23 protein-coding genes and 2 pseudogenes are annotated in these 25,347 nt (G+C 56.9%); 13 read left to right on the top strand and 12 right to left on the bottom strand.

Going from position 1 to position 25,347, the window contains the following annotated elements:
• Window positions 1-246: 246 nt before the first annotated feature.
• Both CPY51_RS33405 and CPY51_RS11635 read left to right on the top strand, forming a co-directional pair.
• A complete protein-coding gene (locus CPY51_RS33405) occupies window positions 247-915 on the top strand; it encodes a hypothetical protein (protein ID WP_244598614.1) in 669 nt (222 codons plus the stop codon).
• Window positions 916-1,054: 139 nt separating this feature from the next.
• Complete coding sequence (locus tag CPY51_RS11635) at window positions 1,055-1,516, top strand: hypothetical protein (protein WP_111160382.1); 462 nt, start codon at window positions 1,055-1,057, stop codon at window positions 1,514-1,516.
• A 96-nt stretch (window positions 1,517-1,612) separates the two neighbouring features.
• On the opposite strand, the gene CPY51_RS11630 is transcribed toward CPY51_RS11635, so the two are convergent.
• The 5 genes from CPY51_RS11630 to CPY51_RS11610 form a co-directional block, all read right to left on the bottom strand.
• Window positions 1,613-2,047 (bottom strand): Imm50 family immunity protein, encoded by a 435-nt coding sequence (locus CPY51_RS11630; protein WP_111160381.1) that lies wholly within the window; start codon window positions 2,045-2,047, stop codon window positions 1,613-1,615.
• A gap of 862 nt (window positions 2,048-2,909) precedes the next feature.
• Window positions 2,910-3,320 carry a hypothetical protein gene (locus CPY51_RS11625; RefSeq protein ID WP_146260121.1) on the bottom strand — a complete coding sequence of 137 codons (411 nt, stop codon included), beginning with the start codon at window positions 3,318-3,320 and terminating at the stop codon, window positions 2,910-2,912.
• Between the two features lie 243 nt (window positions 3,321-3,563).
• Window positions 3,564-5,540, bottom strand: a complete 1,977-nt coding sequence (locus tag CPY51_RS11620) for a tetratricopeptide repeat protein (RefSeq protein WP_146260120.1) — start codon at window positions 5,538-5,540, stop codon at window positions 3,564-3,566.
• 573 nt (window positions 5,541-6,113) lie between these two features.
• The gene (locus CPY51_RS11615) at window positions 6,114-6,578 is read right to left on the bottom strand and encodes a hypothetical protein (RefSeq protein ID WP_244598612.1); all 465 of its coding nucleotides are present in this window, start codon (window positions 6,576-6,578) and stop codon (window positions 6,114-6,116) included.
• A 134-nt stretch (window positions 6,579-6,712) separates the two neighbouring features.
• A complete protein-coding gene (locus tag CPY51_RS11610) occupies window positions 6,713-8,155 on the bottom strand; it encodes an acetamidase/formamidase family protein (protein WP_244598611.1) in 1,443 nt (480 codons plus the stop codon).
• A 434-nt stretch (window positions 8,156-8,589) separates the two neighbouring features.
• On the opposite strand from CPY51_RS11610, the gene pdxR reads away from it, so the two are divergent.
• Window positions 8,590-10,011, top strand: a complete 1,422-nt coding sequence (gene pdxR / locus CPY51_RS11605) for a MocR-like pyridoxine biosynthesis transcription factor PdxR (RefSeq protein ID WP_111160376.1) — start codon at window positions 8,590-8,592, stop codon at window positions 10,009-10,011.
• 164 nt (window positions 10,012-10,175) lie between these two features.
• Window positions 10,176-10,628, top strand: a complete 453-nt coding sequence (locus tag CPY51_RS11600; protein WP_111160375.1) for a GNAT family N-acetyltransferase — start codon at window positions 10,176-10,178, stop codon at window positions 10,626-10,628.
• 93 nt (window positions 10,629-10,721) lie between these two features.
• Here CPY51_RS11600 and CPY51_RS11595 read toward each other — a convergent pair whose 3' ends face one another.
• The gene (locus CPY51_RS11595; protein ID WP_244598610.1) at window positions 10,722-11,405 is read right to left on the bottom strand and encodes an FMN-dependent NADH-azoreductase; all 684 of its coding nucleotides are present in this window, start codon (window positions 11,403-11,405) and stop codon (window positions 10,722-10,724) included.
• Window positions 11,406-11,856: 451 nt separating this feature from the next.
• Between CPY51_RS11595 and CPY51_RS11590 the strand changes: the two genes are divergently transcribed.
• The 8 genes and pseudogenes from CPY51_RS11590 (at window position 11,857) to CPY51_RS11555 (ending at window position 17,362) form a co-directional block, all read left to right on the top strand.
• The gene (locus CPY51_RS11590; RefSeq protein WP_195909506.1) at window positions 11,857-12,393 is read left to right on the top strand and encodes a GNAT family N-acetyltransferase; all 537 of its coding nucleotides are present in this window, start codon (window positions 11,857-11,859) and stop codon (window positions 12,391-12,393) included.
• A 114-nt stretch (window positions 12,394-12,507) separates the two neighbouring features.
• Window positions 12,508-12,963, top strand: coding sequence for a carboxymuconolactone decarboxylase family protein (locus tag CPY51_RS11585; RefSeq protein WP_111160373.1), 456 nt, complete (start codon window positions 12,508-12,510; stop codon window positions 12,961-12,963).
• 196 nt (window positions 12,964-13,159) lie between these two features.
• Window positions 13,160-13,480, top strand: coding sequence for a DMT family transporter (locus CPY51_RS11580; protein WP_111160372.1), 321 nt, complete (start codon window positions 13,160-13,162; stop codon window positions 13,478-13,480).
• A gap of 185 nt (window positions 13,481-13,665) precedes the next feature.
• Window positions 13,666-13,978: pseudogene (locus CPY51_RS11575) on the top strand (chorismate mutase).
• A gap of 267 nt (window positions 13,979-14,245) precedes the next feature.
• The gene (locus CPY51_RS11570) at window positions 14,246-14,887 is read left to right on the top strand and encodes a M41 family metallopeptidase (RefSeq protein WP_195909505.1); all 642 of its coding nucleotides are present in this window, start codon (window positions 14,246-14,248) and stop codon (window positions 14,885-14,887) included.
• Window positions 14,888-15,292: 405 nt separating this feature from the next.
• The gene (locus CPY51_RS11565) at window positions 15,293-16,393 is read left to right on the top strand and encodes an NADH:flavin oxidoreductase/NADH oxidase (protein WP_111160370.1); all 1,101 of its coding nucleotides are present in this window, start codon (window positions 15,293-15,295) and stop codon (window positions 16,391-16,393) included.
• Window positions 16,394-16,686: 293 nt separating this feature from the next.
• Window positions 16,687-16,869, top strand: a pseudogene (locus tag CPY51_RS33400) (DMT family transporter); the annotation flags it as partial.
• Between the two features lie 187 nt (window positions 16,870-17,056).
• Window positions 17,057-17,362, top strand: coding sequence for a chorismate mutase (locus CPY51_RS11555; RefSeq protein ID WP_111160396.1), 306 nt, complete (start codon window positions 17,057-17,059; stop codon window positions 17,360-17,362).
• Window positions 17,363-17,830: 468 nt separating this feature from the next.
• Here CPY51_RS11555 and CPY51_RS11550 read toward each other — a convergent pair whose 3' ends face one another.
• Window positions 17,831-18,940 (bottom strand): sulfite oxidase, encoded by a 1,110-nt coding sequence (locus tag CPY51_RS11550; RefSeq protein WP_244598608.1) that lies wholly within the window; start codon window positions 18,938-18,940, stop codon window positions 17,831-17,833.
• Between the two features lie 292 nt (window positions 18,941-19,232).
• Here CPY51_RS11550 and CPY51_RS11545 point away from each other — a divergent pair, with 292 nt between their 5' ends.
• Window positions 19,233-21,161: an adenylate/guanylate cyclase domain-containing protein gene (locus tag CPY51_RS11545; RefSeq protein WP_111160394.1), complete on the top strand. Its 1,929-nt coding sequence runs from the start codon at window positions 19,233-19,235 to the stop codon at window positions 21,159-21,161.
• 407 nt (window positions 21,162-21,568) lie between these two features.
• Here the strand turns inward: CPY51_RS11545 and CPY51_RS11540 are convergent, their stop codons facing one another.
• The 5 genes from CPY51_RS11540 to CPY51_RS11520 all read right to left on the bottom strand — a co-directional run bounded on the left by CPY51_RS11540 (window position 21,569) and on the right by CPY51_RS11520 (window position 25,221).
• The gene (locus CPY51_RS11540) at window positions 21,569-21,916 is read right to left on the bottom strand and encodes a hypothetical protein (protein ID WP_111160368.1); all 348 of its coding nucleotides are present in this window, start codon (window positions 21,914-21,916) and stop codon (window positions 21,569-21,571) included.
• A gap of 97 nt (window positions 21,917-22,013) precedes the next feature.
• Window positions 22,014-23,276, bottom strand: coding sequence for an alpha/beta hydrolase (locus CPY51_RS11535; protein ID WP_111160367.1), 1,263 nt, complete (start codon window positions 23,274-23,276; stop codon window positions 22,014-22,016).
• Window positions 23,277-23,401: 125 nt separating this feature from the next.
• The gene (locus CPY51_RS11530) at window positions 23,402-24,121 is read right to left on the bottom strand and encodes a hypothetical protein (RefSeq protein ID WP_420820689.1); all 720 of its coding nucleotides are present in this window, start codon (window positions 24,119-24,121) and stop codon (window positions 23,402-23,404) included.
• 86 nt (window positions 24,122-24,207) lie between these two features.
• Window positions 24,208-24,780 (bottom strand): OmpA family protein, encoded by a 573-nt coding sequence (locus CPY51_RS11525; protein ID WP_111160366.1) that lies wholly within the window; start codon window positions 24,778-24,780, stop codon window positions 24,208-24,210.
• A 15-nt stretch (window positions 24,781-24,795) separates the two neighbouring features.
• Window positions 24,796-25,221 (bottom strand): hypothetical protein, encoded by a 426-nt coding sequence (locus CPY51_RS11520; protein WP_111160365.1) that lies wholly within the window; start codon window positions 25,219-25,221, stop codon window positions 24,796-24,798.
• Between the last annotated feature and the right edge of the window lie 126 nt (window positions 25,222-25,347).

Here is a 25,347-nt window from a genome sequence, read left to right as displayed (position 1 = left end):
CTCGATATCGGAGGCGGTGATCGTGCCCGCTTCCGTCAAACTACGAAAACAGGATGCTTCAGGGCAAATCGCGGTAGAGTTCGAACCGCAACCATGACTGTTCCCGAATGGCAGCAATGGGCCAACTCCCGAAGCTGGTTAGCTTCCGGATCGCGCCAACACCGGACGTTGACAGTCCTCCAGATTCAACTCAGCTTTCGCAGCGGAACCCGTCACGAGGTGTGTCTGGAAAAGGGGTGTTGAACCATGGCCGGAAAGCTGACCATGAGGGTTGTGCGAGACGACCAAGCAAGGCGTTTGAGCGTCTACTTACGCCCAGATGCAACATACGAATATGTAGAAGAGCGGCTTTCTGAATGGGACGACGCTCCAGCCTCTTGGGCTGGGCAACAGGCGTCAGGCATCTTTCCCAGTGCCAAAGATGCGATGGCGGAGGCCAAGCAGGTTATAGGGTGGATGAGGCATCCATCCAGCGAGCAATGCAACCGATATGCGGATGTCGGCGCACCATCCAGGAACTGGAGGGGAATCGGTGTCGCCGAGCATGCGCTTCTCATGCATCTGCTCCGGCGGGAGTTTAAGGGGCGAGCTGAAATCCTTGAACAAATGAAATCGGTGGAGGTGATGCGGATTAGTCCTGAAGGGAGCCTGATGCTTCGTAGCCGTGGGCCATTGGCTGTCGTAGAAGATAATGACTCTCCATCTTCGCGGCCGAACGATCACATCCCCGTCGAAGGATTTTATGACGACGTCATTGATGATCGTAAGGGCATTATTCGCATCGCGAGCCTTGTCAGACTCGCGATACATGTGACGGACGGGAGACTTTCCGAGCTTGAAATCTATAAGGAGAACGGAACGCCGATACTTATCGACCCGTATGAAGCCGATCTGTCGAGGGTTCATTTCTATTAAACGCGGGGGTCCGCCAGCGTGGCGATGCTGTAATCGTCAGCCCGCAATGCGCCAATCGGGGAATCGATCTAGTGATGTTGACATCGACCAACAACCTGTCTGAAGCTCTCGTAACATCGCTCTAAGGGAGTTGTCTCCGATGCTGGCCTCTGCCTTTGAGAGCTATAGACAGGCCATTAAATCGCGCCACCTATCTTTGGTCTGGCACGGATATGGGTCGGCAATCTTTTTGGAAATTGGCGAGTTATCCACTCAGCAGCGGCGAGACGGTTCAGACGGAAATCCGAAGGGTGAATATACCGTCATGATTGAGTGGAGTTGGCGAATTGAAAGCGAGGCCGCCATTCTTGCTGGCAGCTGGACCGACGAACAGAACTGGGATGAAATTTTTGAGCCGCTGGTCGGTCGTAGGATCGAAGACGTTGTACTTTTCGCTCGGCTCCCAGAGCTGTCGATTACACTCGAAAAGGGGAGGTATTTTACCTCCTTCATGACCGCCGAGGGACAACCCGCGTGGACGATATTCCGCAATTCACGCGATGACGGAAAAGTTTCCTCGATATCAGTTGTAGCAGGCCACGTAGTCGAGGCGTTCGAATGAGGCAGTACAACATGATCTTATTGGGCCAGGCGCGGAAGACGGCAGGTCCCCCTTTTGCGTCCGGCAGACAATGGCATCTCCGACTTCCAAAATACGCTACCTCGTTTTGCTTGGACGACCCGGAATGAATGACAGTGAGACCTTTTTAGCTCTAATGTACCCGTCCAATCCGTAGCACGGTATAAGCTCGATCTCTATGTCGCTGGGGTCTTCGGGCACCGCATAATAGTTTGATCGACCTTTGTCGGTCGCGTAGCGAAGAGCTAGGCCTCCTATGACATTTTGCCTGCTAAAGCCGTCCAGTTGCAGGTCCATAATCCCTTCCAAACTGAATGTGACGATAGCGTGCTTATCAAGGACGGTATAACCATCAGAGCCGACATCGCCAGTAACGATCCAGCCGTGAATTTTCAATTCACTTTCGCCGGTTCGATTGAGTAAAAGGCTAATGATTTCCGCGTCGTGAAACGTCGGCTCTTGGCCGAACCACGCCAGCAAATTCTTACCACCTGGCATGTCGGCGTAAACCATGCGTATCTCATGTCAAAATTGATAGGGCACAAAGAATAGCAATCTGCACTGATTTCGCAATTGGCTTTGGCGTCGCGCAGATGCCCGCCCCACGCCCCGAAATCGGCTATGTAGTCAATCCCGATATGGCTGTCGTTCCTGCCGGATCATTACAATTCTGGTCGGATCGAGTTCTCGCTTTAGACCTTCACCTACTACGCCGCCGCCGCCATACACCGCTGCCACCAAAGCTAATGGCGCAACTGCCACGACCGTGTTGCCCGACCGGGAAAAGCCGTCACTTCGGAATACATAAACAGGACAAGTTCGGTCAGCCATGCGTTGGATTATAAGTGGCTATGAAAGGGGCGCAAGGGCTGCTTTGGGCCAAATGGGGACGCTAGCTGCCTCTTTTTCACGTTGATGCTCGACGTCACGAGGATCAGTTGGCATCTATGCTTGACGAAAACTGACCACGTGGATCACTGCGGGCTGACGGGACCAACCGATAGCTTTCTAGACCGGCGGTTGGTGATCGAATTTACCATTGTTCGGCATCCCGCAGTAAATGCACTGGTCGCCTGAGACGGTCTCTAGACGCGTGAAAACCGCTGTTCTGCGTCGCGTCGACTATACTTGCCAGGAATCCGGGTCATGTGAGCGGCTTCGTTGAACGAGGTGTCGCAAGAATAGGCCCAAAGCGATAATCATTCCGCACATGTCAGAAGCAGTTTTTAGTAAAGACTGAATGACTGATGGCGCCGATTGGCAGTCGACCTTAAGGCACAAGCCTGAAGGCAATGAGCGAAACCTAAGAAGAGGTTCATCGTTATCAGAGATGAATTTCAGAAACGGATAATTCCGCCTTGCAAAACTTGGCAGCTTAGGAGGAGATGCCGCCATCTCCTTGCCCATTAACGCATCGCGAGATGATAGGAAAGATACTCATTCCGTTAAGTTCGCCGATACCGAGGCCAACATTGAGCAAGAGCAATGGGACTGCCACCCAATCTGTGTCAAATATACCGGTAATACAAATGCTGAAAGTGAAAAGTATAACTAAGTAGATGAAGCGCCTTATCTTTTCTGCCGTCGATACATAAGGCCGTCCTCTGTATTTTTTTGATTCAGGCAATGCACTATCTGTTCGATTCAATTGGTCGCCGGACGGTTCACCACCTGCGGCGGCACTCGTGCGAACTTCGAGATTATGTTTCTTCACTGCGATGACGAAGCGGATGGTTCCCGGGACCATGGTTACCAGCACAACCAAAATAAGCAGCGCATAGAGCATGACATCCTCCGTCCGAGGCTCTCCAGTATCAAAATGCGCCTGAAAGTCGAGTGCGAAGGAGTTGAACGTGCGGGATTCGAAAAAGACTGCTCTAGTCATCGCGAAAATGCTAGTTTGCCGCACGCCACCTGCAGGCAGTTGGGCTGACTAGGCCGTCTCCAGGGACCCCCGGGCACTGCTGGCCCGTCGAGCCTTTTTGGATCCACAGACGCCTATCTCGTCCTTTGGTAAATATCGTGGTAACTATTTTGGACTTTCCAGTCGTTTGGTCAGCTCCTGCTGCTTCTTGTAGGCGTCGGGAATGCTGCCGTTAGCGAGAGATGCTCTGCAGTCGTCCAGCGCTTTTTTGAGTTCACCCAACTCCATGTACGCGTAGCATCGATTGTTATAACCGATCGCAACATCACTCTTGGCTGTCAGGTTCACGTCGTAGAGATAGGGATACTTGTTGAGCACATCCAGCGAGCCTTTGATGTCGTTGCGATTGTCGTAGATGATCGACATTTCGATTACGGAGCCAGCTCGTCGGGAATCCTGCGAATCTGCAACAACCGTGAAGTCCTTGATCGCTTCATCGTCCTTATGCAGTTCCCGATTAGACTGCGCACGCCAATAGCGGGCAGAAACGCTGCTGCTAGGATCGGGGATTGCCCGGGTGCATTCAGCAATCGCTGCGTCGTATTTCTTCAGCTGATAATAGGCAAAGCATAGCTGGACCCGATTGAAATCATTTCCACCGGCGTCGAGCGCTGCCTTTGCCGAAGCGATCATGTCGTCGTACTGCTTTTGCGCACTATAAATGCGCACTAGCGTCTCTTGGATATTTGCGACGGCGCTGTACTTTTGCCCCTCGCTGGGAAACGTCGCGGAATTCAGGTGTTGAAGGGCTTCCTTATATTTTGTCAGTGCGTTCTCGGGAGAGCCCTTTTGAAGCCACGATCGGCCAACTAGCTTATCGATCAAGAAATTATGACCTGCGGTCGGGTCTTCCTGAAGACGTGTGTCGCTGCTGTAGCCGTTCGCCGCTGCCAAAAGGATTGGACCGGTGTAAACGTCGGCTCCCGGTACGTCTGTGATTTCAGATAAGATGTACTCGACCGCGACATTCGTCTGGTAATCGTTCTTAAGGCCGAAAAGATCGAGAGATCTCACCGCCCTGCCTTCAAGATCGGCCGTCACGATCTGCTTCATGTTCTTTTGGACGCAGACGGCAAGCGCGTCAGTTGTCTTGCTGTCTTCAGAGCACTCGTCGTATGCGACCTGGAGCAGGTATCTGTAAAGGTCGAGATCGAGCAGCTTCAGAGGCGAATCCGCCGACGCTTTCTTGGTCATTGCGTCAACGAATGCATACATCGCTTCGATGCTGCCGCCCCACTTGGGCTGCAGTGTGGACAGAACGATATCCGAAGGTTGAATGAAGTCGGGATAAGCGGCCGCTGCCTCCTGGAGCGCATCCTCCATGGCGGGGGTCACGCCGTAACCGCGCAGAATGAGAACGCGAAGATACAGTGCGTAGGCGTTGCTATGATCGATAGAAAGGACACGATTGATGTCGTCGTAGGCTTTGGCTAGATCGCGGCCAAAATCCTTCATCGCGTCTTGGCCGACATTGCGCGAATAAGCGTGGCCGCGTCGAAACCACGCCATGTCGTAGTAATATTGTGCGCGGATGAGGCTAGGCAAAGGCTTCGATCGATCCTGTTCGACCCACGCCGTCAGGCGGGATTCGAAATCAGGATCCGTGAGATCAGAAATCGCGATCGCAAAATCGGTGAAGGGGTAGACGCTCCATACTTCGGAATGGCTGGCCGCCAGCATCTCAGAAGAGATGGCGTTGGCCGAGGGATAATCTCCCCTCCTAATGGCATCTTGGATGTCACGCGCTTTCGCTACGGGAAGGTTGGCGACATGGTTCGGTTCGAAGGCTGCCACCTTCACCGGCTGGACTGTTGAAGCGGAATTTGACAATGAGGCACTTTGCAACATCGAAGCAGACCGAGTTGAGGCAATCGGCTGATCTCCCGACCAAAAGTAAGAGATGAAGAGGCCAATAGCCACGACAACGACGGCACCGGCCAAGATTGCACCAATGATCCGCAGCGGACTGCGGTTTGTCTCTTTGGCAATCGACCCCCTAGAAACCGCTGCTGCAGTTGGTCGTCCTGAACGTTTCGGCCGTCGATCTTCATTCCCACGGCGTCCGAAATTGACTTCGGTCATCATCCAACTCCCAACGGTGAATATGACCGTTATACATCCTATCGTTGAACCGATATTAAAGCAGACCATTAAAATGCAAATGTCTTCGGCGGCCACGTTCGTTTGGTAAGCGGATCCTACAGGGAGTGGCAAGCATTTGAGGGCGGACCAATGGCAGGACCGCAAAGGCACCCAATTGGAGAGCAACAAGGTCTGGCGACGATTGGCTTCCTTCGTTGCGGCCATGAGCAACTTAACTCAGACCAGCCGCCCCATAGGAGCTTCCCTTCGCGCCAATAGAATCTCATATGCATCAGGAACGATTATTTCTGGTGAGCAAATATTCTGCATTGCGGGGTGGATTAATTTTGTAGCTCAGCAAGCTTATCGACCGGGTTTTGACGCCTACTCCACCAGATCGACCGCGTAAGCATGGGTCTCAAAGTGGAAGCTCATGATCTCCCGTTTCACGCCACGAGCGGGCAGTCGAATTGGATTTGTCACTGCGAAAACAAGTCATAGACGATGCTTCTTCGGCACTTGGCGGTGGCCCGCGATTCATGGATCCCGGGTCAATTCGCTGTCGTGAAGTCTTCAATCTCCAGGCATCTCTTGTCCCGCGAAATAGGCGAGCGAACCATTGTGCGCAGGCACAACTCCGCTTGGCGCTACGGCGGGTGCGGGGAGTAGGTCACAATGCTCTACCAACGCCTGCGCCAGGAGATAGGCGTGATGGTCCACGAAATCCGTCCTGCACACCAGGACGTGACTCCCGAATGAGACAATGAGCCGCAACGGAACTTCGCGGATATCGTCGAAAGGTGCCTTGGCGAGGAAAAGCGCCTCAGCGCTCTCCGCCGTCATGATTGCGACGTCCTGTTGACGGGTGCCAATGAGGATGCCGACGCGGCGGGTGTCCGCTGCTCGGGCCACGCGGGGACGTGAGGCAGGCAGAAAGTGGGCCAGCACATCAACTGTGGCCTCTGCGAAAGCGCTGGCTGTCTTGCTGTCCCGCTGCCCGACGACCAAAAGACGGTATCGTCGGAAAATGGGTTCCATGCCGTCCGGTTCCAAATCGACAAGCAGGAGCCCCGCAGGGCTCCCGCTGTTGTCGGCGGCCATAACGTTTGGTCCGCGCCCTGCAAGTACAAACGCCGCCAAGGCCGCCCCCAATCTCAGAAAGCCGCGCCGTTTCATGGCTGTTGCCCCACGAACACATCGCGGTTCAGGATGGCCGTAACACCCATGTTCGGCACATCGACGACTTGAGCGATGTCAAGATCGACGGCCACGCTCGTCAATACGTAGGCCTGCTCGCGCGTTAGCCCTTTCGTCTTGACCAGAAAATCGACCATATTGAGCGTGGCGTTGCGCGCTGCAAGGGTTAGGTCCTCGGAGAGGTTCGCGAGTGGAGCAATCTTCTGGCCGCCGAGGTAGGTATCGAATATCGGCAGCTCGCCTTCGGGCTTGAGCGAAAGCCCCGTGACCGCGTAGAAACTCGACGGAGCAAGTTTCTTGAGCTGCGAGCCGCCTTCGAAATGCACGGTCGACAGCCGCGAAGCACCGCCTGGGATCACTTTGGCTTGAAGCGTCACTTTGGCGCCCATCTCGATGGCGGTGCCGGCCACCTCGCCGCCGCCCATGGCGAAGTGGACATCGCCCGCGAACAGCCCACAGCCGTCGATGAAGCAAGGAAAGTGCAACGTCGTGCCGACGACCGTCTGATTTGTGTCAATGTTGCCGCCATTTTCGCGCGGTGGGACGGTCCGCACGCATTCGTCCTTCGCTGTGCCATCGACGCCGCAGAGATCCGCGGGTAGAGCCTCGACCGGTTGTGGTGTCAAAACCTGGCCCCCCGCTTCAGCCAACGCCTTCTCGCGCTTCAGCCACTTGTCGAGTTCCGGCTTGTCGGGGAGGACGCCAACGGTGCCCATGAACGCGTTGTTTGGCACCGCTATCCCCGGCATGTCCTTCGAACGTGCGTCAAGGCGGTTCAGCTGCCAATGGACGATGTAGGGATCGGGGAACACATCTCGCAAAAATCCGAATCCTGGAACAACCGTCGTAGTGCCAAAATCATCGGGCGCGATGTCGACTACCGTTACAGCAATAGAGTCCCCACGTTTTGCGCCTTCGATGTAGACAGGGCCTGTCAGCGGATGGCAGCGGTTCAGGTCGACGGCAGCCACATCCGCGGCTGTCGACTCGAAGTTCAGGTCAGAATCCAAGCCGTCACGGGTCTCGAGCACGAATAGCTGCCCAGGCATTGCATGGGCGACTGGCTTGACGGCGTAGTGGATGCGGTTGAAGCAGTTCGGATCATCTTTGCAGTGCTCGCCCGACTTTGCCACGATCAGGGTGGCGGGGCCTTTGACGTCGCTTGTATCAGCGAAAGCGGCGCTCCAGTTGCCGACAAGGCACAAGGCAGCCAGAGGGACTGTCCAAACAATTTTGGATGCCACTGGGTGTTTCCAAAGACCCGACTGTACACGGTCGGACTTGGGTCGGCGCGTGCGCGCATCCGCGCGGTCGTGCGATTTTTGCGTGAGGCCGCATTTTTCCTGGCGGAGGTATGTTCCTCCAAAATCCTGACAATGTGCGGACGATTTTTCAGGGTAGTCGATATACTTCCACATAACGCGAATCCTTATGTTTGATTATTAAAGGAACTTAAATTCCGCTAGAGAAGATACGCACTCTAAAGTGGGAATTTATTACGTAATGGCATCGACAATACTTTAGATCCGGACGCAAAACACGCACATCTGGACACGACACCATGCACTTGATCGTAGAAGCCGCGGGTCTTTACACAAGAACCAAGAATCTACATTGGAACTGGTCCATGTTCGCCGCCTGATGGTCCGCGCTCGTCCATGTCAAATCGCCTGATCCGACTCCAATTGGCCAAGTCGCGGTCTGGGAGGGGAGGCGCTGAGAACGCAAGCCTGAACCTGCCAACGGTATGGGCACATCTCGGAAAGCGCAGACTGTCTGAAAAAGATCGGTTACTGGCTGGCGGTCAGAGTGGTACAATCACTTGGGGCTCAAATGCAGCAATGGCTTGTCCATGACCATCGCGAAGACCAGCAACATCTCGGCGTTGGATCCAACGGCGGCTACGCCGTTTTACCGACAGATCTATGATCGGTTTCGCGTCGCTATCGAGAGTGGGGTGTTGAAGCCTGGCGACCGGATACCGTCTGCGCGGGCGCTGACCAAGGAATTAGGCTTGGCAAGGGGGACCATCGAGACGGCTTATTCCCTGCTGGCCGCTGAAGGATATATTCACGCCCGCGGCCAGGCAGGGACCATCGTGACGCCGGGCCTTAAACCGCGCCTCACTTTGGCAACCCCGAAACCAGAGGCCAATAACGATATTGGTGCGGCTGGCTTTCGGCCGGATTCGATTTTGCCGTTCCAGATGGGGTTGCCAGCCCTGGACATGTTTCCCCGCAAGATATGGGCACGTATCGGCGCGCGGTGTGTGCGTGCGATGCAACCGTCTGGCATGGTTCATCCTTCCGTGTACGGCTTGCCCGAACTGCGTGTCCAGATCGCCGCATATCTCCAGGTTTCGCGTGGGATCAGTTGCTCGCCATCTCAGATATTCGTGACGTCCGGATATCGTCACACGATCGAGTTGATCGCGCATGCATTGTTGAATGCAGGAGACCGCGTCTGGCTTGAAGACCCGGGTTACCCACCCACCCGCGAACTGCTGAGGCATATGCACATTGCAGGTGTCTCGGTACCGGTTGATCGGGATGGCATGATTGTTTCCGAGGGTATCAAGCTGCACCAACGTGCGCGCGCGGCTCTGGTCACGCCAGCACATCAGAGTCCCCTGTGCGTGTCACTATCCCTGCCCCGACGCCTCGCGCTGTTGGAATGGGCTGCACAGAACAACGCATGGATTATCGAGGACGACTATGATGGCGAGTATCGCTATGTCAGCCGTCCCCTGCCCGCGTTGAAGAGCCTGGATCGTGACGGGCGCGTGCTTTATTCAGGCACGTTCAGCAAGGTGCTCTTTCCGGGCATTCGGCTTGCATATCTTGTCGTCCCGGAGACAGAGGTCGAGCGGTTTGAGCATATCAGCCAAGCCCTCGCAGGTGGCAGTCCGGAGCTTATTCAAGCTATTGTCACGGCCTTCATGATGGAAGGGCACTTCGCACGTCATATCCAACGGATGCGCAAACTCTATGCCGAGCGCCGGGAACTCACCGCGGCGGGCCTGGAAAGCGTGCTGGGGACACACATGCGGATTGATGGACAACCCGGCGGTATGCACTTGATCCTGCGGCTGAAAGGCCAACTGGAGGATCGTTGGCTTGTCGAGCGCATGCGGGAAGATGGAATGTATTCGGAAGCGTTGACGGATTGGTCGGTGGGCAGTGAGGGTACCTCGGCGCTGCTTCTCAATTTCACGAATATTGACAGCCAGCGCACCGCTGAGACTTTCGGAAAGCGTATATTGAAGCTGATATGACCTTCTCAGTTGCTGGTTGAGGGTCGCCCCAAGCTTCATGGCCTAGTACATGAGCTAGGTTATGCACCTTTTCACAAGGAGCCGGAACCCGCTTGATGACCACCTATATTTGATGGGGACTGCGTTCCGATCGCCCGGTCCTGTGAAGAAAGTCAGAAAACGACATGCCAAGAGATATTGCCGTCAAAAATGTCGAGCGGCCTGCGGATATCGGCGCGTGCCACTCGGTTCTGCTGGAATTACGCCCTCACTTGATGGATGTCGCTTCGTTCATTCAACAAATAATGCGTCAACGCGAACATGGATATCGTCTATCGGCGGCCTACTGTGACGGTCGAGTCGTGGGGGCTGTTGGCTATCGTTTGCAGGAGAATCTCTTGTATCGTCGGTTCGTCTATGTCGACGACCTGGTGGTTTTGGAGGAGTTTCGCCATGATGGCATTGGGGCACAACTGCTTTCTGTCGCACGCACATATGCGCAGGAACTCGGTTGTCGCCATTTCGTGCTCGATACGGGCCTGCACAAACCGCTAGCCCAGCGCTTCTACTTCCGCCAAGGAATGCTCGCCCATGCTATGGGCTTCTCCGAAATGCTTGTCGGCCCCAAGGCGGAATAGCACACCGGTGATGAAATGGCTGCGCAACTTGCGTTGCAACCGTGACCGTCGCTTCGCATTGAGACCGGACGATTTCCTCCGTCGGGCACGCTCTCAGCTGGTCAGAGAGGCGTGAATTGATTGTCGCGCATCAATCGGTTCGCGGAGTTCAGCCGAGAACGAAGAAAAATAATCCTGTAGTGCTTGATCTGTGTTGGACCTGGTCTCAGCGACTTTGTCCGGAGCAGAGCCTGTTCCCTGAACAGAAAAGAAAGTGAGATCGTGTAGCCCGATCATGCCCAGGATTGTCGTTAGATATGGGGTGAGAAAATCTGGTTGATGCACCGGCTCTCCGGAAAATCTTCCGCCCGAGGATATCGCGATAAAGACCGGGCGGTCACGGAGCGTGCCTACCTTTCCCGCCGCGGTCATGTTGAACGTCCGACGGGCTCGAACGACGTGATCTATCCAAGCCTTTAGAGCTGCGGGAACGGTCAGGTTATGCATCGGGGTCCCAATGACCACGAAGTCCGAACTTTCCAGTTCCCGAATCAGCTCTTCGGATCGGGCCATGGAGCCATCCTCAGATACATCTGCCGACGACGACTGGGAAATCGCGTAATTCTTATCTACGTTCGCAATCACGCTCCCACCAAGGACCCGGGTCACCAAAATGGCCGTCGGCTCTTTCTTTAGCAAAAACCCAATGATCTTTTGAGAGAGCCTGTAGCTCTCAGAGGCCTGCCCACGGGGGCTGCAACTGACATGCAGGATCTTTGTCATCTTACCATCTTCCATGTTGTTTCCAGTGTCGCGCTGCCTGCTTGAGGCATGCGAGATCACTCTACAAACCCAATTTTTTGTGAAGAAGGGCCATGAAATGAGGTTTCACCTACGCCATGATTCCTACAACTTCGCTGGCGGTCCGCTTCCGGAGAAGGCTCGGTGGCGGGCAGGCTACGGCGGCACATCGTTTCAGTCGAGGCTAGCGACGGAATGGTTCAGTTCAGAAAATAGAACATGGACCTGTCTATTCAGGCCACCATGGAGCTAGATCTCTACGAGAATTCGACCTGGCGTCCCAGTCGCTCGTCCAACAGGTCAGCAGGGTTGTGGGGATGTCTAAGCCATTTGCAAAGCTTCAGTATTCCCGAGCCACGGTATCTGTTGCTCTGCTGCCGACAGGGTCCAAAGGCGTAATTGGCGAGTGCTTCACGATAGCATTATGCATTGAGAAAGGATGGTCGCTATGAACCTCGAAGTTGCTCGGCCGCAAGATTATCCCCGCGTGGTCGAAATCGTGAACAATGCCTACCGCGGAGTGGCAAAGCCATCCGGCTGGACGAACGAAGCCGAACTGCTTTCGGGACAGCGGACCAATCTGGCAGCCTTGACGCAAATGGCAGCCAGCTCGGAAACCGTGCTGTTGGTGACGAGAGAAAGCGGACGCCCGATCGGAAACGTTGCTCTTGAGAAAAGGGCCAGCGGACTATGGTATCTCTCAATGCTTGCCGTTGATCCGTCGAACCAGTTGGGGAATCTCGGCAAGAAGATCATGCTGAATGCTGAGGCATTCGCTCGCGAGCACGGAGCGAAGTTGATCCAACTTTCTGTCATCGCTCAACGTGCGTCCCTTATCGCATGGTACGAGCGCAGGGGCTATAATCGCACGGGGCAGACCGTCCCATTCCCTTACGAAGACCCGTCGGTCGGCACACCACTTCGAAACGATCTTGCGCTTGTGATCTTGGAGAAGGCCTTGGGACGGGCAGCCGAGCGCGATTGATACTCGCTCGCAAGAGAAAACTATGGCCCAATAGACAAGACAAATCTTGCCCCTCCTCAGCTATGCCAAGATGCGGCACGATAGAGTCCTCAACCAGCAATAAGAGGATTCGTCATGACCAGTCGTATCGACTACGCCAAGGCTTCGCCCGATGGTTACAAGGCTTTCGGCGCGGTATACCTCACCCTTCAAAAAAGCAGCCTGCCAAAAGAACTGGTGGATCTTGTCTATCTTAGGGTTTCGCAGATCAATGGCTGTGCGTTTTGCATCGATATGCATTCCCGCGCTCTGCTCAAGTCCGGCCTTACGGTCGAAAAACTCGTTCTCGTACCGGTGTGGCGCGATGCAGGTGGACTATTCACCCACCGCGAACGCGTCGCGCTCGCCTGGGCGGAGACCGTAACTCGCGTCGCCGAAACCGGTGTTCCCGATGCAGATTATGAAGCCGCTGCTGGCGAATTCAACGATACGGAACTCGCCGATCTAACCTACGCGATCGGCTTGATGAACGCCTTCAATCGGTTCGGAATTACCTTCCGCTCGACCCCGGCCGCTGTCGCCAGAAGCTGAGATCGGCCACACGCGGGCGCTTGGCGCACAGGCGCGTCTATCCCTTGGCGCCCACTTTTCCGTGAGTGGCTGGTGAATGTCTCTCGGCCACAGCGTCGGGGAATCGACCCCCAGCCATGGTTGCCTTGCGTCACAAGGCTCTCGCCAACCTCGACCGGGCGCAACGCTTGGCGAACTAATCAATGGATCTGTTACCATGGCATGGATACTCCTTAGCATCGCTGGTATAATCGAAATTGCTTTCGCCTTCTGCATGAAGTGGTCCGAAGGTTTCACGCGACCCATACCAGCGCTGTTGACGGTCGCCGCCGGCTTGTCGAGTGTCTTTCTTCTCTCACTCTCGCTGCGGACACTGCCGGTGGGAACAGGCTACGCGGTCTGGACCGGTATCGGCGCGGCAGGCACCGCGATTCTCGGAATAGCGGTGCTAGGCGACTCAGCCGACCCCCTGAGGATACTCTGCATCGCTATCATTTTGGCAGGAGTTATCGGACTGAAGCTCGTCTCGGGAAGTTAGGAGGCGCAGTATTTCTAAAGAGGACTGTGAAAAGCGCTGACGATGGTTCGCGGAAACAATCATTCAACGGATATGAACGTCACCAACCCGAACAGCTGAAATCTTCCTGATGCAGGGAAGGCCACGGCTCCCTATGGGGTTTCCAGGTCCCAGCCCAAGCATCAAGAACAGTATAGGTATTTATCATGACATCAAATTCACCTCAGGAACTGGTCGACCTGCGAGCTTCGATTGATAACATCGATGCTGTGCTGATCCATATGCTCGCTGAACGCTTACGCTGCACCAAGGCAGTGGGGCGCCCTCAAGGCCAAGGTGCGTCTGCCCGCTACCGACCTTGACCGCGAAAAGCAGCAAGTGAACCGCTTGCGCTCACTCGCGTAGTCATCCGGACTCGACCCCGACTTTGCGGAAAAATTTCTGTTCTTCGTTATCGATGAAGTGATCGGACATCATAAAAGTACTGCCGCCTTATATACTGGCTGCGCTGGTACTTGAGATGTACTCCTGCGCCTGAACTAGCTGAAATCCCATCATCGCTCAGTCGAGCCCGCATTGCTTCGGCCAGGGCGTCTGGACCGCCATCTCCGGATCCCCCTCCCCGATGCAAGTGCGCGCCGCTCCATCCTTCGGCATCATCTCGGCGGCGAACTTGCCTGCTCCGACTTCAGCGAGTTCGTGAAATTCTCGATGGGATTCACAGGCGCGGACATCGAAAAGGTGGCGCGCGACGCGAGGAGGACGGCACGGAGGGCTGGACGGTCTATGTCCATGCCGGACCTCCTTGCAGCCATGCCCGAGAGGACGACATTGTCGCCGGAGTTCCAGCAAAGCGTCGCCGTCCACGAAGCCGCGCATGCGCTGGTCGGCGTTCTCATTGGCCGCCTTCCCCTGGTCGCACTTTCGATCGAGGAGACATTCCTCGCGGAAGGCGGCAGGCGGACTCTTGGAGGCGCCCACTTCGACGTTGAACCCGTCTCGCGCAGAACGCGGTCAAACTATTTCGACAGGATCGCCATGCTGATGGGAGGAATCGCCGCGGAGGAGATCGTCTACGGTTCCTTTTCGGATGGAGCGGGAGGCAACGAGAGCAGCGACCTCCATTCAGCGACCAATCTCGCCACGCAACTCGAGTGCCAGCTGGGGATGGGACGGTCGCTCGTCTCCGAAGCAGGCGATAGCGATGTCCGGCTGGAGGAGATCCGGGTGCGGAATCCGATCCTCTGGAACCGCATTGATGCGATTCTCCGGGAACAGCACTCCAGGGCAAAGCAGTTGATTGCGGACAACGAGCCCGCACTGCACAGAGTTGTTGCCGAACTGTTGTCGAGAAAATTCCTGTCGGGAGATGAGGTCGTTGGGTTGATTGACACCGGACGAGGTCAAAAGTCGCCTGCAGCGGGTTGAGTTTGCAGCACGGTCAGCAACTGTCATGGCCAAGTATCCCCGAGGCTCTGGAGCCACGACCCTCCGGTGGGTAGCGATCACGACCGTTGAACCACAACGTCATGAAATTGCGGTACGAAGTAGGCACAACTCAACACTGGAACAATTTATGTCCCAGAGCCAAAGATCGATCATGGACCTTCCAAAAGGTCTCCAGATGCGGCACGATTTAATCCATAGACTTAACAAGTGTAGCGTTCGATAGTTGGCGGGCTCGGACTGCTTCCGGCTGTATGGGCAGGTTTTTTCCTCACGTTGACCGGGCTCATCGTGTTCGCCGTCACGCTACGCCGCCAGGTACAACCCGCGTCGGCGTAGTTTACGCGCACGATCCGTCGGCGGCAGGAACCCGAGTTGGAGCATCAGATGTCTAAGCTTTTTCATCCTATACAGATCAAAAGCCTCCATCTAGCAAACCGCATCGTCATAGCTCCGATGTGTCAATATTCGGCCGAAGAAGGTTGCATGAACGAGTGGCACCTGATTCACTTGGGGAAGCTTGCCCTTTCAGGTGCGGCGCTGCTAACGATCGAAGCAACGGCAGTAACCCCAGATGGCCGCATAACCCATGGGGACTTAGGGCTCTATTGCGATCAGAACTATGCCGCGATGAGCCTAACACTCGATAGCATTCGGCGCTGGTCGGACATGCCCATAGCCCTGCAACTCAGTCATGCGGGCCGCAAGGCCTCGACTGAAGTACCGTGGAAGGGCGGCAGACAATTCGCGCCGACACATGGGCTTGGATGGCAGACCTACGGACCGTCATCGGTGCCATATGCTGAGAACCAGTCCGCACCGTTGTCCCTGGATAAAGACGGGCTAAATCGGATACGAGATGCATTCGGGACGGCGGCGGCTCGTGCAGACAAAGCCGGCATCGACCTGATCCAGGTTCATGCCGCTCATGGATATCTGCTACATCAATTCCTTTCGCCGCTTTCCAATAAAAGAAGCGACGAGTATGGCGGATCGCTCGAAAATCGTATGCGGTTTCCACTTGAAGTCTTCGAATCGGTGCGGGCTTCGTTCCGAGCGGAGAAGCCGGTGTCCGTCAGAATCTCGGCAACCGACTGGGTCGATCGCGGGTTCGATCTAGAACAGACAATCACATTCGCGAGGGAACTTGAAAAACGGGGTTGTGACGTCATTCACGTCACGACCGGGGGCCTCGATCCAGCTCAAAAGATTCCGGTAGGCCCGAGTTACCAAGTGCCACTTGCCCGTGAAGTAAAGCGGGAAGTGAAAGTCCCCGTTGTCGCGGTCGGAATGATCTCCGGTTACGAGCAGGCTGAAGCTATCGTCGGAACGGGTGACGCCGACATGGTCGCCCTCGCTCGTACGATCCTGTTCGACCCGAACTGGCCTTGGCATGCTGCGGCCCATTTTGGCGCAAAGGTCCGCGCGCCGAACCAATACCTCCGGTCCCAGCCTAGTCGTTTCAAAGAGCTATTCGACCCCGAGTAAGCGAGTGCATCGACCGAACGAGCGAATTTACAGGCGAGATCTTTGCTCGTCTCGATTTCTCAATCTCCTTCCAAAGGTAGGCCGCTTTACAACTTTTGACCTTGTGACGTTTTCTCGGCGACCATAATTCTTGCATCAGCTTGTGGCGTCGGGAGGTTCTGCGATGCATGCCCGGGCCTCGGCGGCTTGCTCGAAGTGGAGTCCTTTTCACGACACGCCAATACGATCCTGGCAAGATTTCACCTGTCAAAATGAAAGCCAAAACCGGCTCAGTTCCGCGTGGAAACCAACACTCACTCTCGCTGCGGACACTGCCTGTGGGAACAGGCTACGCGGTCTGGACCGGTATCGGCGCAGCAGGCACCGCGATTCTCGGAATAGTGGTGCTAGGCGACTCAGCCGACCCCTTGAGGATACTCTGCATCGCTCTCATTTTGGCAGGCGTCATCGGACTGAAGCTCGTCTCTGGAAATTGAGGAAGAACGACATTTCAACCAATGACCGACGACAGGGGCTGACAGTGGTTCGCAGCACCGAACATCCGAACGATTGCTGACGCACCGACCCGGCGAACGGCCGGAACGCTAGATGCAGGAACTGCGTAGAACGCATGTGGCTTCCTCATCCGCGTTCAAAGAACCCACATCAGTAAAGGTATCTATCATGACATCGGCTTTATCTCAGGAGCTGCTCGATTTGCGCGCTTCGATCGACAACATCGATGCAGTGCTGGTTCACATTTTGGCCGAGCGCTTTCGGTGCACCAAGGCGGTTGGCGCTCTCAAAGCCACGGCCCGCCTCCCTTCAACGGACCCTGACCGCGAAAAGGAGCAGGTTAACCGACTGCGTTTGCTCGCACTATCATCGGGCCTTGACCCCGACTTTGCGGAAAAATTTCTGACCGTCATTATCGAGGAGGTGATCGGACATCACGAAACCATTGCCTTCAATGAAAGAAATCGAGCTTAGATTCCATGGGACTCTGAAGCGCAAACTGGCACCTCGACTGCCGTCGAAACCGGCTAACTTCCTCATAGCAGTCCCGAATTTAGTTCCGCGCTGCACGTTTAGCAAGGTGGCAAAGTGTGCCGAAGAGTTGCCGTGGTAACGCGACAATTGCAAGAGGTAGGGATAGCTGTCAAACCTTCCTAGGTCAGCTGCTCGTCCAATGTTCAGGCAATGAAGCAGAGTGAGCGCAATTGGCTCACCCGGAAGCTCGGGTCTCCTGCCTCGTGCCAACAACAGTCACCGGAGAGATCGTCATCCATTAGATGCCATCGTTGCTGGAAGAGAAGCATTCTGCATTGTGGGGTGGATTAATTTTGTAGCTCAGCAAGCTTATCGACTGGGGTTTGACCCCTTACTCCACCAGATCGACCGTGTAAGCGTGGGTCTCAAATGCGCCGCCAAAAGGCGCCATTCCGCCCCATGCGGGGATTAGATCACGAATTCCTCCTCGTACGTCTGTGGCTCGGGAACGACCGTAACCTCCACCGGAACGATCCAATTGGCCGCGTAGCTCTCGCAGTCGGAACCCTGGAGGTCGGGCTGCACGCACCCCGCCCCATCGATCGCGCGACATCGCAGTATATATCGCCCCACTTCTTCAGGGGTCCACATGTACTCCCACAAGCGCCATGCAAAGGGACGTTCTGTCTCGAGGAGCCTTCCCTCGCGCCAGCCCCTGCCGTCTCCGGTGCAGACCTGCACCTGCCGGATAACAGCCTCTCCACTCCAGGCGGCTCCGAAAATCCGGTACGGTTGGCCGGCGATGAGATGCGCCCCCTGTACGGGACGCGCGATCTGCGCTTTGACCTCCATCTCCGCAAGGGGGACCAGCCTGGGTTCCCCGAGGCTGCGCTCCCAACGGAAATAGTCGCGCGCCTGCCAGTAGCCAAGGAACGGTTCCTCCACAACCGTGATATGCGTGATCCACTTTACCCAAGCCATGCCGAACCAGCCACCCACGACCGCGCGTAGCGGGTAGCCGTGATCGCGCGTCAACGGCTCCTCGTTCATCGAATAGGCAAGGATCGTGCTGTCAGCGATGGCCTTCTCAAGCGGTAAACTGCGCGCAAAAGCGATGGGGCCGGGAGAAGCCGTTTTCTTGTTCGTGTCGACGACGCCGCTGTCGGCGCCTGCGAGCAGAACCTCACGTGCGGTTCGCTTAACGCCCGCCATTTCCAAAATCTCGCGCAAAAGAACACCTGTCCACGCGGCATTGCCGACGGCTCCGTTCTGCCACTGCAACCCCTCCTTCGGCGGCACATAGTAGACGCGCCCGTTCCCTGCACACTCGACGACGGCGGTGAAAGTCGTGCTCCACATCGCCTTGATGCTGTCCAGGTCAAGTTCGATCGGCCGCTCCACCGCCCCGCCAACGCGCAATCTCCAGTCTCGCGCATCGAGGTCCGGCGACGGGAAATGGTTTCGCACGAAGAACAGGTCGGTTGGGATTAGCCAATTGGAGAGCGACGCAAACGGAAACTCGATGTTCTGTGGGGACTTCTGTCGAACTATTAGACTGGGTTGCTGTGGTGTCGGCATCGTCCTCGTCTCCCCTTTCAAGAGCACAACGTCGGCTCTCGGTCGCGCGAATTCCGGTACGATCACACCGCCCCTCGCAGTGCGTCTGTCGCATTCCGTCTTCGGGCCGCATTCTAGCACATACCGCACGTTCCTCGGATCGACCTCGAACGGCAACAAAGGTGAAGGGGCCGACGGCGGTCTTGGCCGCTTTGCGCCCAAGCAGATATGCCGTTTTCACGGTGTGCTAGCTGCGGTGCTTTGATGGGTGTAGGATTCCCGGCATAGTGCATTTTCATGCAGGGGCACGATGATGAGTATCCCCGCGCTCGACCGGAAGCTGCTGGCGATCCTAGCGGCGGATATGGTAGGCTACTCGAAGGCGATGGAGGCCGATGAGGCCGGCACCATCAAGCGACTGAAGGCCATCCGCTCCGACCTGATCAATCCCGCCATCTCCCAGCGCCATGGCAGCGTCGTCAAGCTGATGGGCGACGGCGCGCTCGTCGCCTTCGACAGTGTGGTTGATGCGGTTGCCTGCGCCGCGGAGATTCAGAATACCGTGGCGGCGTGCAACGCCGGCCTACCGGAGCTTGAGCGCTTCGTATTCCGCATCGGGATCAATCTGGGCGATGTGGCTTTGGTGGATGGCGATCTCTATGGTGATGGCGTGAATGTCGCCGCGCGGCTGGAGCAGTTGGCCGAGCCGGGCGGCGTCATGGTGTCGGGCACGGCCTACGATCATCTCCAGGGCAAACTCGACTGGCCGCTCGATTTCGCCGGCGAGCACCAGGTCAAGAACATCAGCCGCCCGGTGCGGATGTATCGGCTGAGACTCGACGGCAAACGAGCACGTCGCCCGCTTCTCGGAATGATGCCGCGCTGGGCCAAGACGGCTGCGGCGGCGATCGTGGCGCTGGCTCTGGCCGGCGGCGGGGTATGGTGGTTCTTGCAGCCTGAACCTTTGAGCGCCAAGCCGTCGGTGGCGGTGCTGCCCTTCGACAATTATGGCGGCGACGAGGCTAGCGGGCGTCTGGCCGACGGCCTGACCGAGGACATCATCACCGACCTCGCGCGGTTTCCCGAATTCGAAGTGATGGCGCGGAACTCGACGGAAGCCTATAAAGACAAGCCGGTGGATGCCCGCCAGGTTGCTAGTGCGCTCCATGTCGGCTTTGTACTGGAAGGCTCGATCCAGCGGCAGGGGGACCGGGTACGGATCACAGCACAGTTGATCGATGCAAAAACCGGCCACCATCTTTGGTCGGAGAAATGGGACAGGCCCGCCGAGGACGTGTTCGCCGTTCAGACCGAAATCGCAGAGCAGGTCACCAACCGCCTCGGCGGCGGAGTGGGACTAATTCAAGAGGCCGGGCGCGCTGCAGCCAAACGTAAACGGCCTGAAAACCTCAATGCCTATGACTACTATCTGCTCGGGAGCGAGAAGATTGAAAAACTCACCAAAGCCGATGAGGAGGAGGCCATCACGTTTCTCAACCGCGCCAAAGAGCTGGACCCGGGGCTGGCCCGTGCCTGGGTAGAACTTTACCATGCTCATGAACTATTGGAGTTGTTTGGCGTCGATCCAGAGAGCAACCGCAAGGCGGCCGACGATGTGGCCGAACACGCGGTGCGGCTTGATCCGAGCGACGCCGAGGCACATGCGGTTTTCGGCATGAGCCTTGCTAATAAGGGCGACATGGGCCGCGCCAAGGCCGAGCTGGACACGGCCCTTCGCCTAGCGCCAGGTTCGTCCGAAATCCTGACTTTCTATACCGGCTTCGCAGCACGCTTCGGTGAACCCGAACGCGGCGCTCAAATGGTCGATCAGGTAATGCGGCTGGACCCGAACTATCCGATGTGGGCGTCCAACTTCTTCGCACCTGCCTATTTTATGGCGGGCCGGTATGAGGACGCGGTGAAGATGCTGGAGCGCATGACGCCTAACAACTACCAAAAGTGGACCTGGGTGGTCCGTAGCAGCTCGCTCGCGGCACTGGGTCGAACCGATGAGGCGACTGCTTCGGTTACAGAAGCTCTCAAGCAGCACCCGGACCTGACTGTCGAGAGCATGATCAATGAACCCGGCCTAAGCACAATGGAGCGCGGTCGGTTCATAGAGACAATGCCGCTGGCTGGCTTCCCGGCGTGCGCCAAGGCCGAGGCGCTTGCGAAAATCGCCAAACCTGTGCGACTGCCGGAATGCGAGGCGGGGAAGGCGAAACCTCTCGGGCAGCCATAGAACGGCCCTGTGCAACGCGAGAGCCGCTGATCGCCCCGGTACCGGCGAGCGCTGTCGCCGAGGGTCTGGCGCGATGACACAAATGGTTGCAACGCTGCGCGAGCAGCCACTATGTCGGCTTTGGGTCAACTCCCGAAGCCGGTAAAGCTTCCGGATCGCGCCAACAGCGGCCATTGGCTCTGTGGCGCAGCCTGTTATCGGTCTTGATCTTCGTCAGTCGATAACCGTCATGTATTGTCAGCAACCTCTTCCTGATATGGCGAGTTGGATGGGTCAATGCAGCGGTTGGCTCGACTGGCAGCACCCACTCTGTCTAGCGGCCGTGCGCAGCCAAATCCGACCACGCCAGCTCGAAAACTCATTGACCTGGTACGACGAGCTGAGGCTCACAGGATCGGTCCGGTCCTCTAGTTCTCATCCGGCCAGACCTTCTGGACCGCCGCGAACAGAAATGCAGTGGTCAGACCGAACAGGATCAACCCATTCACTGCCTCGATGGAGCCAAGCAACCGCCAACGATTTTCGAGAAAGATCGATGCGTGTCCATAACTGGTGATGGCTCCAAGCGAATAGAGAATTCCTTCGGACAGGTCGGGTAGTGCGCTAAGCCAGACGTAGAGTATCGCCCAGGCAGCGGCTTCCAGACCATGCATTATGGCAGCCAGCAACGCTATCGCCGCGACCAGCAGAATGAAGCGTAGTGGACGGCGGCGACTTCCGTTCGGACGTGGCGCGAACACGTTGGTGATCAGCATAAAGACCGAGACATGAAAGACGACTGTCAGGACGAGAGCTGGAAGACCCTACGCCCAGTCACCGGACCATTGCATAAGAGGCTCCATCACTGGTGCATCACTTGCACGCACCCGGAACTGCGTCCTTGACCTTGCAATTAGCGGGCACGGAACCTGGGCTCTTGGCTGACGGCGAAGCCCCCGAGATCGCCGCCACCTGCTTGCCGAAATTTTCCCTGGTGTTCTGGTCGACAATTGCCACTGGAGCAGCGACAGCCAGCGCAACGCCTGTGCCTACGGCCGAAGCCGCACCGGCCGTTGCGGCCACGATATTATCCCCCAGCCCGACCCGGCTGTCGCTAAGCGGCTGTCCATCTGCCAGCCTCTTGCCGATCAACTGGACGATCTCCGGCGATTCCGCGAACTTGCTGTGGCGCAGTCCGTCATTGGTCTTGATTTTCGTCAGGTCGACAACCGTCATATGATTGTCAGCGATCTCTTCCTTGTACGGCGAGATGGATGGGTCGATGGCTCCAAGCCTGCCGACATCACCCCAAACGCGCTTGGAGACCGCAAGCGCCCGGTCGTCACGCGAGACAAACAGGGTAAAGTTCGGGCGCGGTTGTCCTAGATCGGCGAGCTGCTGGCGGAAGACATCGACGTCGACGTCGGCATCGGCGAGCATGACGTTCTTGAACTTGGTGGGGAGCCTGCCGTTGCGGATCGCCATCTGCCGCAGGGATTCCATCGCCAGCCAGTTGCCCATCGAATGCGCGAGGATGTTGACCTCGTGCACCTGAGGGTCCTTCGCTAGAAACTGAAACAGCGTTTCCAGCGCGTTGCGAGAGTAGTTGGTGCTTTCTCGGTCGTAACCGTAGGCAAGCAGGCTGCCGCGCGATGGCCAGGTGGCAAGGATCGGCACGCTGTGAGCGCCAGAGTCATGGGTGATCTGAGCAAATCGGTAGACCGCGTCCTCGAAGCGATTATTGAAGCCGTGGACGAACACCAATACGCTATGGTCCGGGCTCTTCTTCACCGATACGTTCAGCCACTGGATGGCCTTGTCCTTGTTGATCTGGTCGGCTTCGAGCGTGGCGAAGTCGGTCTTCGGGTTGGACGGCAGCTTGCGCGGCCACTCGACATCCCCGACCTTGTGGATGCCGGGCGGCGGGATCGAGACGGTCATCTGGGCAAACGAGTTCGTCAGCGCCCGCTCGCCGCTGTACATTTCGCCGGGAACGAGTGACGGTGCCCGTGTCGTCGTCACCAGCATTTCTACCTTGCTGGCATTCGGCGATGTTTCAGCTACTGGGCCGAGCACGTTGACAGCCCTGCCGCCGCACGCAGAGAGCATTGCGGTGAGCGCAGCCATCTGAATCATTGCACAGAGGGAGTGCGTCCTCGATATTGTGTTGCCCAATGCGTTCAAGCCCCTATGCGGAAGTCGGAAGGCGTTCGCAGCCTTCTAGTGTCGCCGATCCTCGGACCGGCGATCGATGACAATCGTCAGTAGCACGGCGGATAGGGATAGTAGCCGCAGGCGGGCCGTGCATATCCGTAATACGGGTGATATTCCGAGGCGACGGCCGCAGCACCGATGACAGCGCCAGCGGCAAGCGCCCCACCATAGGCAGGATGACCGTAATAGGCACCGCGCCAGACGGGAGCGTGATAGAAACCACCACCACCGACGACAACTCCGCCACCAAAACCGCCACGCGCGGCAAACCAGTCTATGAACAAGGAGGCTGGGCCGTTGGCGGCGTTGAGGTCGCCCTCAAGCACCGCGACGTCGAAGGTCAGAGTTCCGCCTTCGAGTTTCGGCATTTTCAGGGTGACGACAGCGTCCTTTACCGAAGTGCCGTCATTGCTGAGAACCGAGATCGTTGCGTTGGGCGGGTCCTTGGCGAAGCTATCCGTTCCGTCACCCCACTGCTTGACGAACTCCGACGTCAACGTGTGCCCGGCGGTGCGGAACGGGCGGTCGGCGAACACAATCGAGGTGGGGGAGATGCCCGTCATCGCCAGCTTGCCGTCAACGAGTGTCGCTCCTGCGGAATTGAGGACAGCAAGCGACGGAATGACTTTTGCGGCAAGAGCTGCTGAGGGCGCACCGATGGTCTTCTGTCCGGGCGCGGACATAGCGTCTTCGGCATGAACTGCCATCGGTGACGCCATGAAGCCCGCTACCAGCGCGATGCCAAATGTCCTGTGAATTCTGGCCAATGTCTTACTCCCATAATTGCTGTTTTGCGGCCAATGGATAGCTGCATGGCTCGGAAACCTGCGGGGCGCGAAGTTCCCGATGATCGTCATAGCTTCAACAGACCGAGGTTGAAGAGCTGAACCCGTCGATTGACCGCCGATTTTGGATCGGTCGCATCAATCGGATATTCCTGGCCAGCACCAACGGCGAACAGGCGTCCCGGCTTGATGGCGAAGGTCGTCGACAGCGCGAGTTTGATCGCATTGGCGCGGTCCTCGCTCAGCTGCAGGTTATGCTTGGCGTCGCCTGTGGAACTCGTGTGCCCGACGATCAGGAACGAATACCGCGCCAGATTGGGATGATGCAGCGCATCGGCGATCAGGCCGAGGGTGCGATAGGACTCCGGCTCCATGGCGACGGAATTGTTGACGAAGTTGAGTTCGACGACCAGTTGCGAGAGCTGGGCGAGCTTGCTCCAGTCCGGAAGGCCTGCCGCACTTCCAGAAGGATTTTGCGCCGCCTGCTGCTTCAGCAACATGACATCGATCTGTGGTGCAACTTTCCCGGCATTGTCGAGGCTGGTGATGATCCGCTGTTGCGATACTTCCTGGGCCGAAACAGTGATGGGCAGAAGCATGATGCCGCCAATGAGCGCAGCACTGATCTTACGAATAGACATGTTCGTTCCTCCCTCTTAACGCCAACCGGCGTCGGTGATCGCCTGGGTGCATTTTGGTCCAGTCATGCGCTCGGCCTTGATGAGGCAGGACAGCATGTTGCCGTCGCCTTTCACGCCCTTGCAGGTGGTGGCCATGTTGCGCCTGCAGACCGTGTAGTAGGCAATCTGTGCGGCCTGCCGCTGCTTGATGGAGGTGATGACGGTGGCAAGCGTCGAAGTGCAGGTCGGCGAGACCTTGGCCGTATTCTTCTGCAGGCAGTCGGCGATGGCGTTGTTGCCGAGGTTGAGGCCGCTGCAGACCTTCTTGATGTCCTCGCCGCAGCTTTTGGCAAGCGTGGTCACGGCGTCGGCATAGCTGATGGTGTCGGCGCGGGCGACCACGGAGAGGCCGAGAAAGGCGACAAGCGCTCCCGCCCCGATGATGGCTAGTCTGCTTTTCATGCTTGGTTCCCCTCTTATATCAAACCGTGGATGTATCCCTTGCAAGCACGGCGCAGGAAGGGAAGTGGGAGGACCGTGTGTTACCGTAGCATACGGTCGGTTGGAGTGGTCATTCGTACCTCGCTT

Source organism: Arminella tubonensis, from assembly GCF_003240585.1.
GTDB classification, from domain to species: Bacteria; Pseudomonadota; Alphaproteobacteria; order Rhizobiales; family Rhizobiaceae; genus Rhizobium; species Rhizobium tubonense.
This window is presented reverse-complemented; position numbering and strand designations above follow the sequence as displayed.

What these genes read in the sequence shown, in the direction of transcription:
- CPY51_RS11620 (WP_146260120.1), bottom strand. Translation starts at nt 5,540, where the DNA reads ATGACCGAAGTCAATTTCGGACGCCGTGGGAATGAAGATCGACGGCCG.
- CPY51_RS11550 (WP_244598608.1), bottom strand. Translation starts at nt 18,940, where the DNA reads ATGCCGACACCACAGCAACCCAGTCTAATAGTTCGACAGAAGTCCCCA.
- CPY51_RS11610 (WP_244598611.1), bottom strand. Translation starts at nt 8,155, where the DNA reads ATGTGGAAGTATATCGACTACCCTGAAAAATCGTCCGCACATTGTCAG.
- CPY51_RS11630 (WP_111160381.1), bottom strand. Translation starts at nt 2,047, where the DNA reads ATGGTTTACGCCGACATGCCAGGTGGTAAGAATTTGCTGGCGTGGTTC.
- CPY51_RS11615 (WP_244598612.1), bottom strand. Translation starts at nt 6,578, where the DNA reads ATGGAACCCATTTTCCGACGATACCGTCTTTTGGTCGTCGGGCAGCGG.
- CPY51_RS11580 (WP_111160372.1), top strand. Translation starts at nt 13,160, where the DNA reads ATGGCATGGATACTCCTTAGCATCGCTGGTATAATCGAAATTGCTTTC.
- CPY51_RS11540 (WP_111160368.1), bottom strand. Translation starts at nt 21,916, where the DNA reads ATGCTGATCACCAACGTGTTCGCGCCACGTCCGAACGGAAGTCGCCGC.
- CPY51_RS11535 (WP_111160367.1), bottom strand. Translation starts at nt 23,276, where the DNA reads ATGATTCAGATGGCTGCGCTCACCGCAATGCTCTCTGCGTGCGGCGGC.
- CPY51_RS11595 (WP_244598610.1), bottom strand. Translation starts at nt 11,405, where the DNA reads ATGGAAGATGGTAAGATGACAAAGATCCTGCATGTCAGTTGCAGCCCC.
- CPY51_RS11565 (WP_111160370.1), top strand. Translation starts at nt 15,293, where the DNA reads ATGTCTAAGCTTTTTCATCCTATACAGATCAAAAGCCTCCATCTAGCA.
- CPY51_RS11635 (WP_111160382.1), top strand. Translation starts at nt 1,055, where the DNA reads ATGCTGGCCTCTGCCTTTGAGAGCTATAGACAGGCCATTAAATCGCGC.
- CPY51_RS11600 (WP_111160375.1), top strand. Translation starts at nt 10,176, where the DNA reads ATGCCAAGAGATATTGCCGTCAAAAATGTCGAGCGGCCTGCGGATATC.
- CPY51_RS11545 (WP_111160394.1), top strand. Translation starts at nt 19,233, where the DNA reads ATGAGTATCCCCGCGCTCGACCGGAAGCTGCTGGCGATCCTAGCGGCG.
- CPY51_RS11585 (WP_111160373.1), top strand. Translation starts at nt 12,508, where the DNA reads ATGACCAGTCGTATCGACTACGCCAAGGCTTCGCCCGATGGTTACAAG.
- CPY51_RS11520 (WP_111160365.1), bottom strand. Translation starts at nt 25,221, where the DNA reads ATGAAAAGCAGACTAGCCATCATCGGGGCGGGAGCGCTTGTCGCCTTT.
- CPY51_RS11625 (WP_146260121.1), bottom strand. Translation starts at nt 3,320, where the DNA reads ATGCTCTATGCGCTGCTTATTTTGGTTGTGCTGGTAACCATGGTCCCG.
- CPY51_RS11555 (WP_111160396.1), top strand. Translation starts at nt 17,057, where the DNA reads ATGACATCGGCTTTATCTCAGGAGCTGCTCGATTTGCGCGCTTCGATC.
- CPY51_RS11570 (WP_195909505.1), top strand. Translation starts at nt 14,246, where the DNA reads ATGTCCATGCCGGACCTCCTTGCAGCCATGCCCGAGAGGACGACATTG.
- CPY51_RS11525 (WP_111160366.1), bottom strand. Translation starts at nt 24,780, where the DNA reads ATGTCTATTCGTAAGATCAGTGCTGCGCTCATTGGCGGCATCATGCTT.
- CPY51_RS33405 (WP_244598614.1), top strand. Translation starts at nt 247, where the DNA reads ATGGCCGGAAAGCTGACCATGAGGGTTGTGCGAGACGACCAAGCAAGG.
- CPY51_RS11590 (WP_195909506.1), top strand. Translation starts at nt 11,857, where the DNA reads ATGAACCTCGAAGTTGCTCGGCCGCAAGATTATCCCCGCGTGGTCGAA.
- pdxR (WP_111160376.1), top strand. Translation starts at nt 8,590, where the DNA reads ATGACCATCGCGAAGACCAGCAACATCTCGGCGTTGGATCCAACGGCG.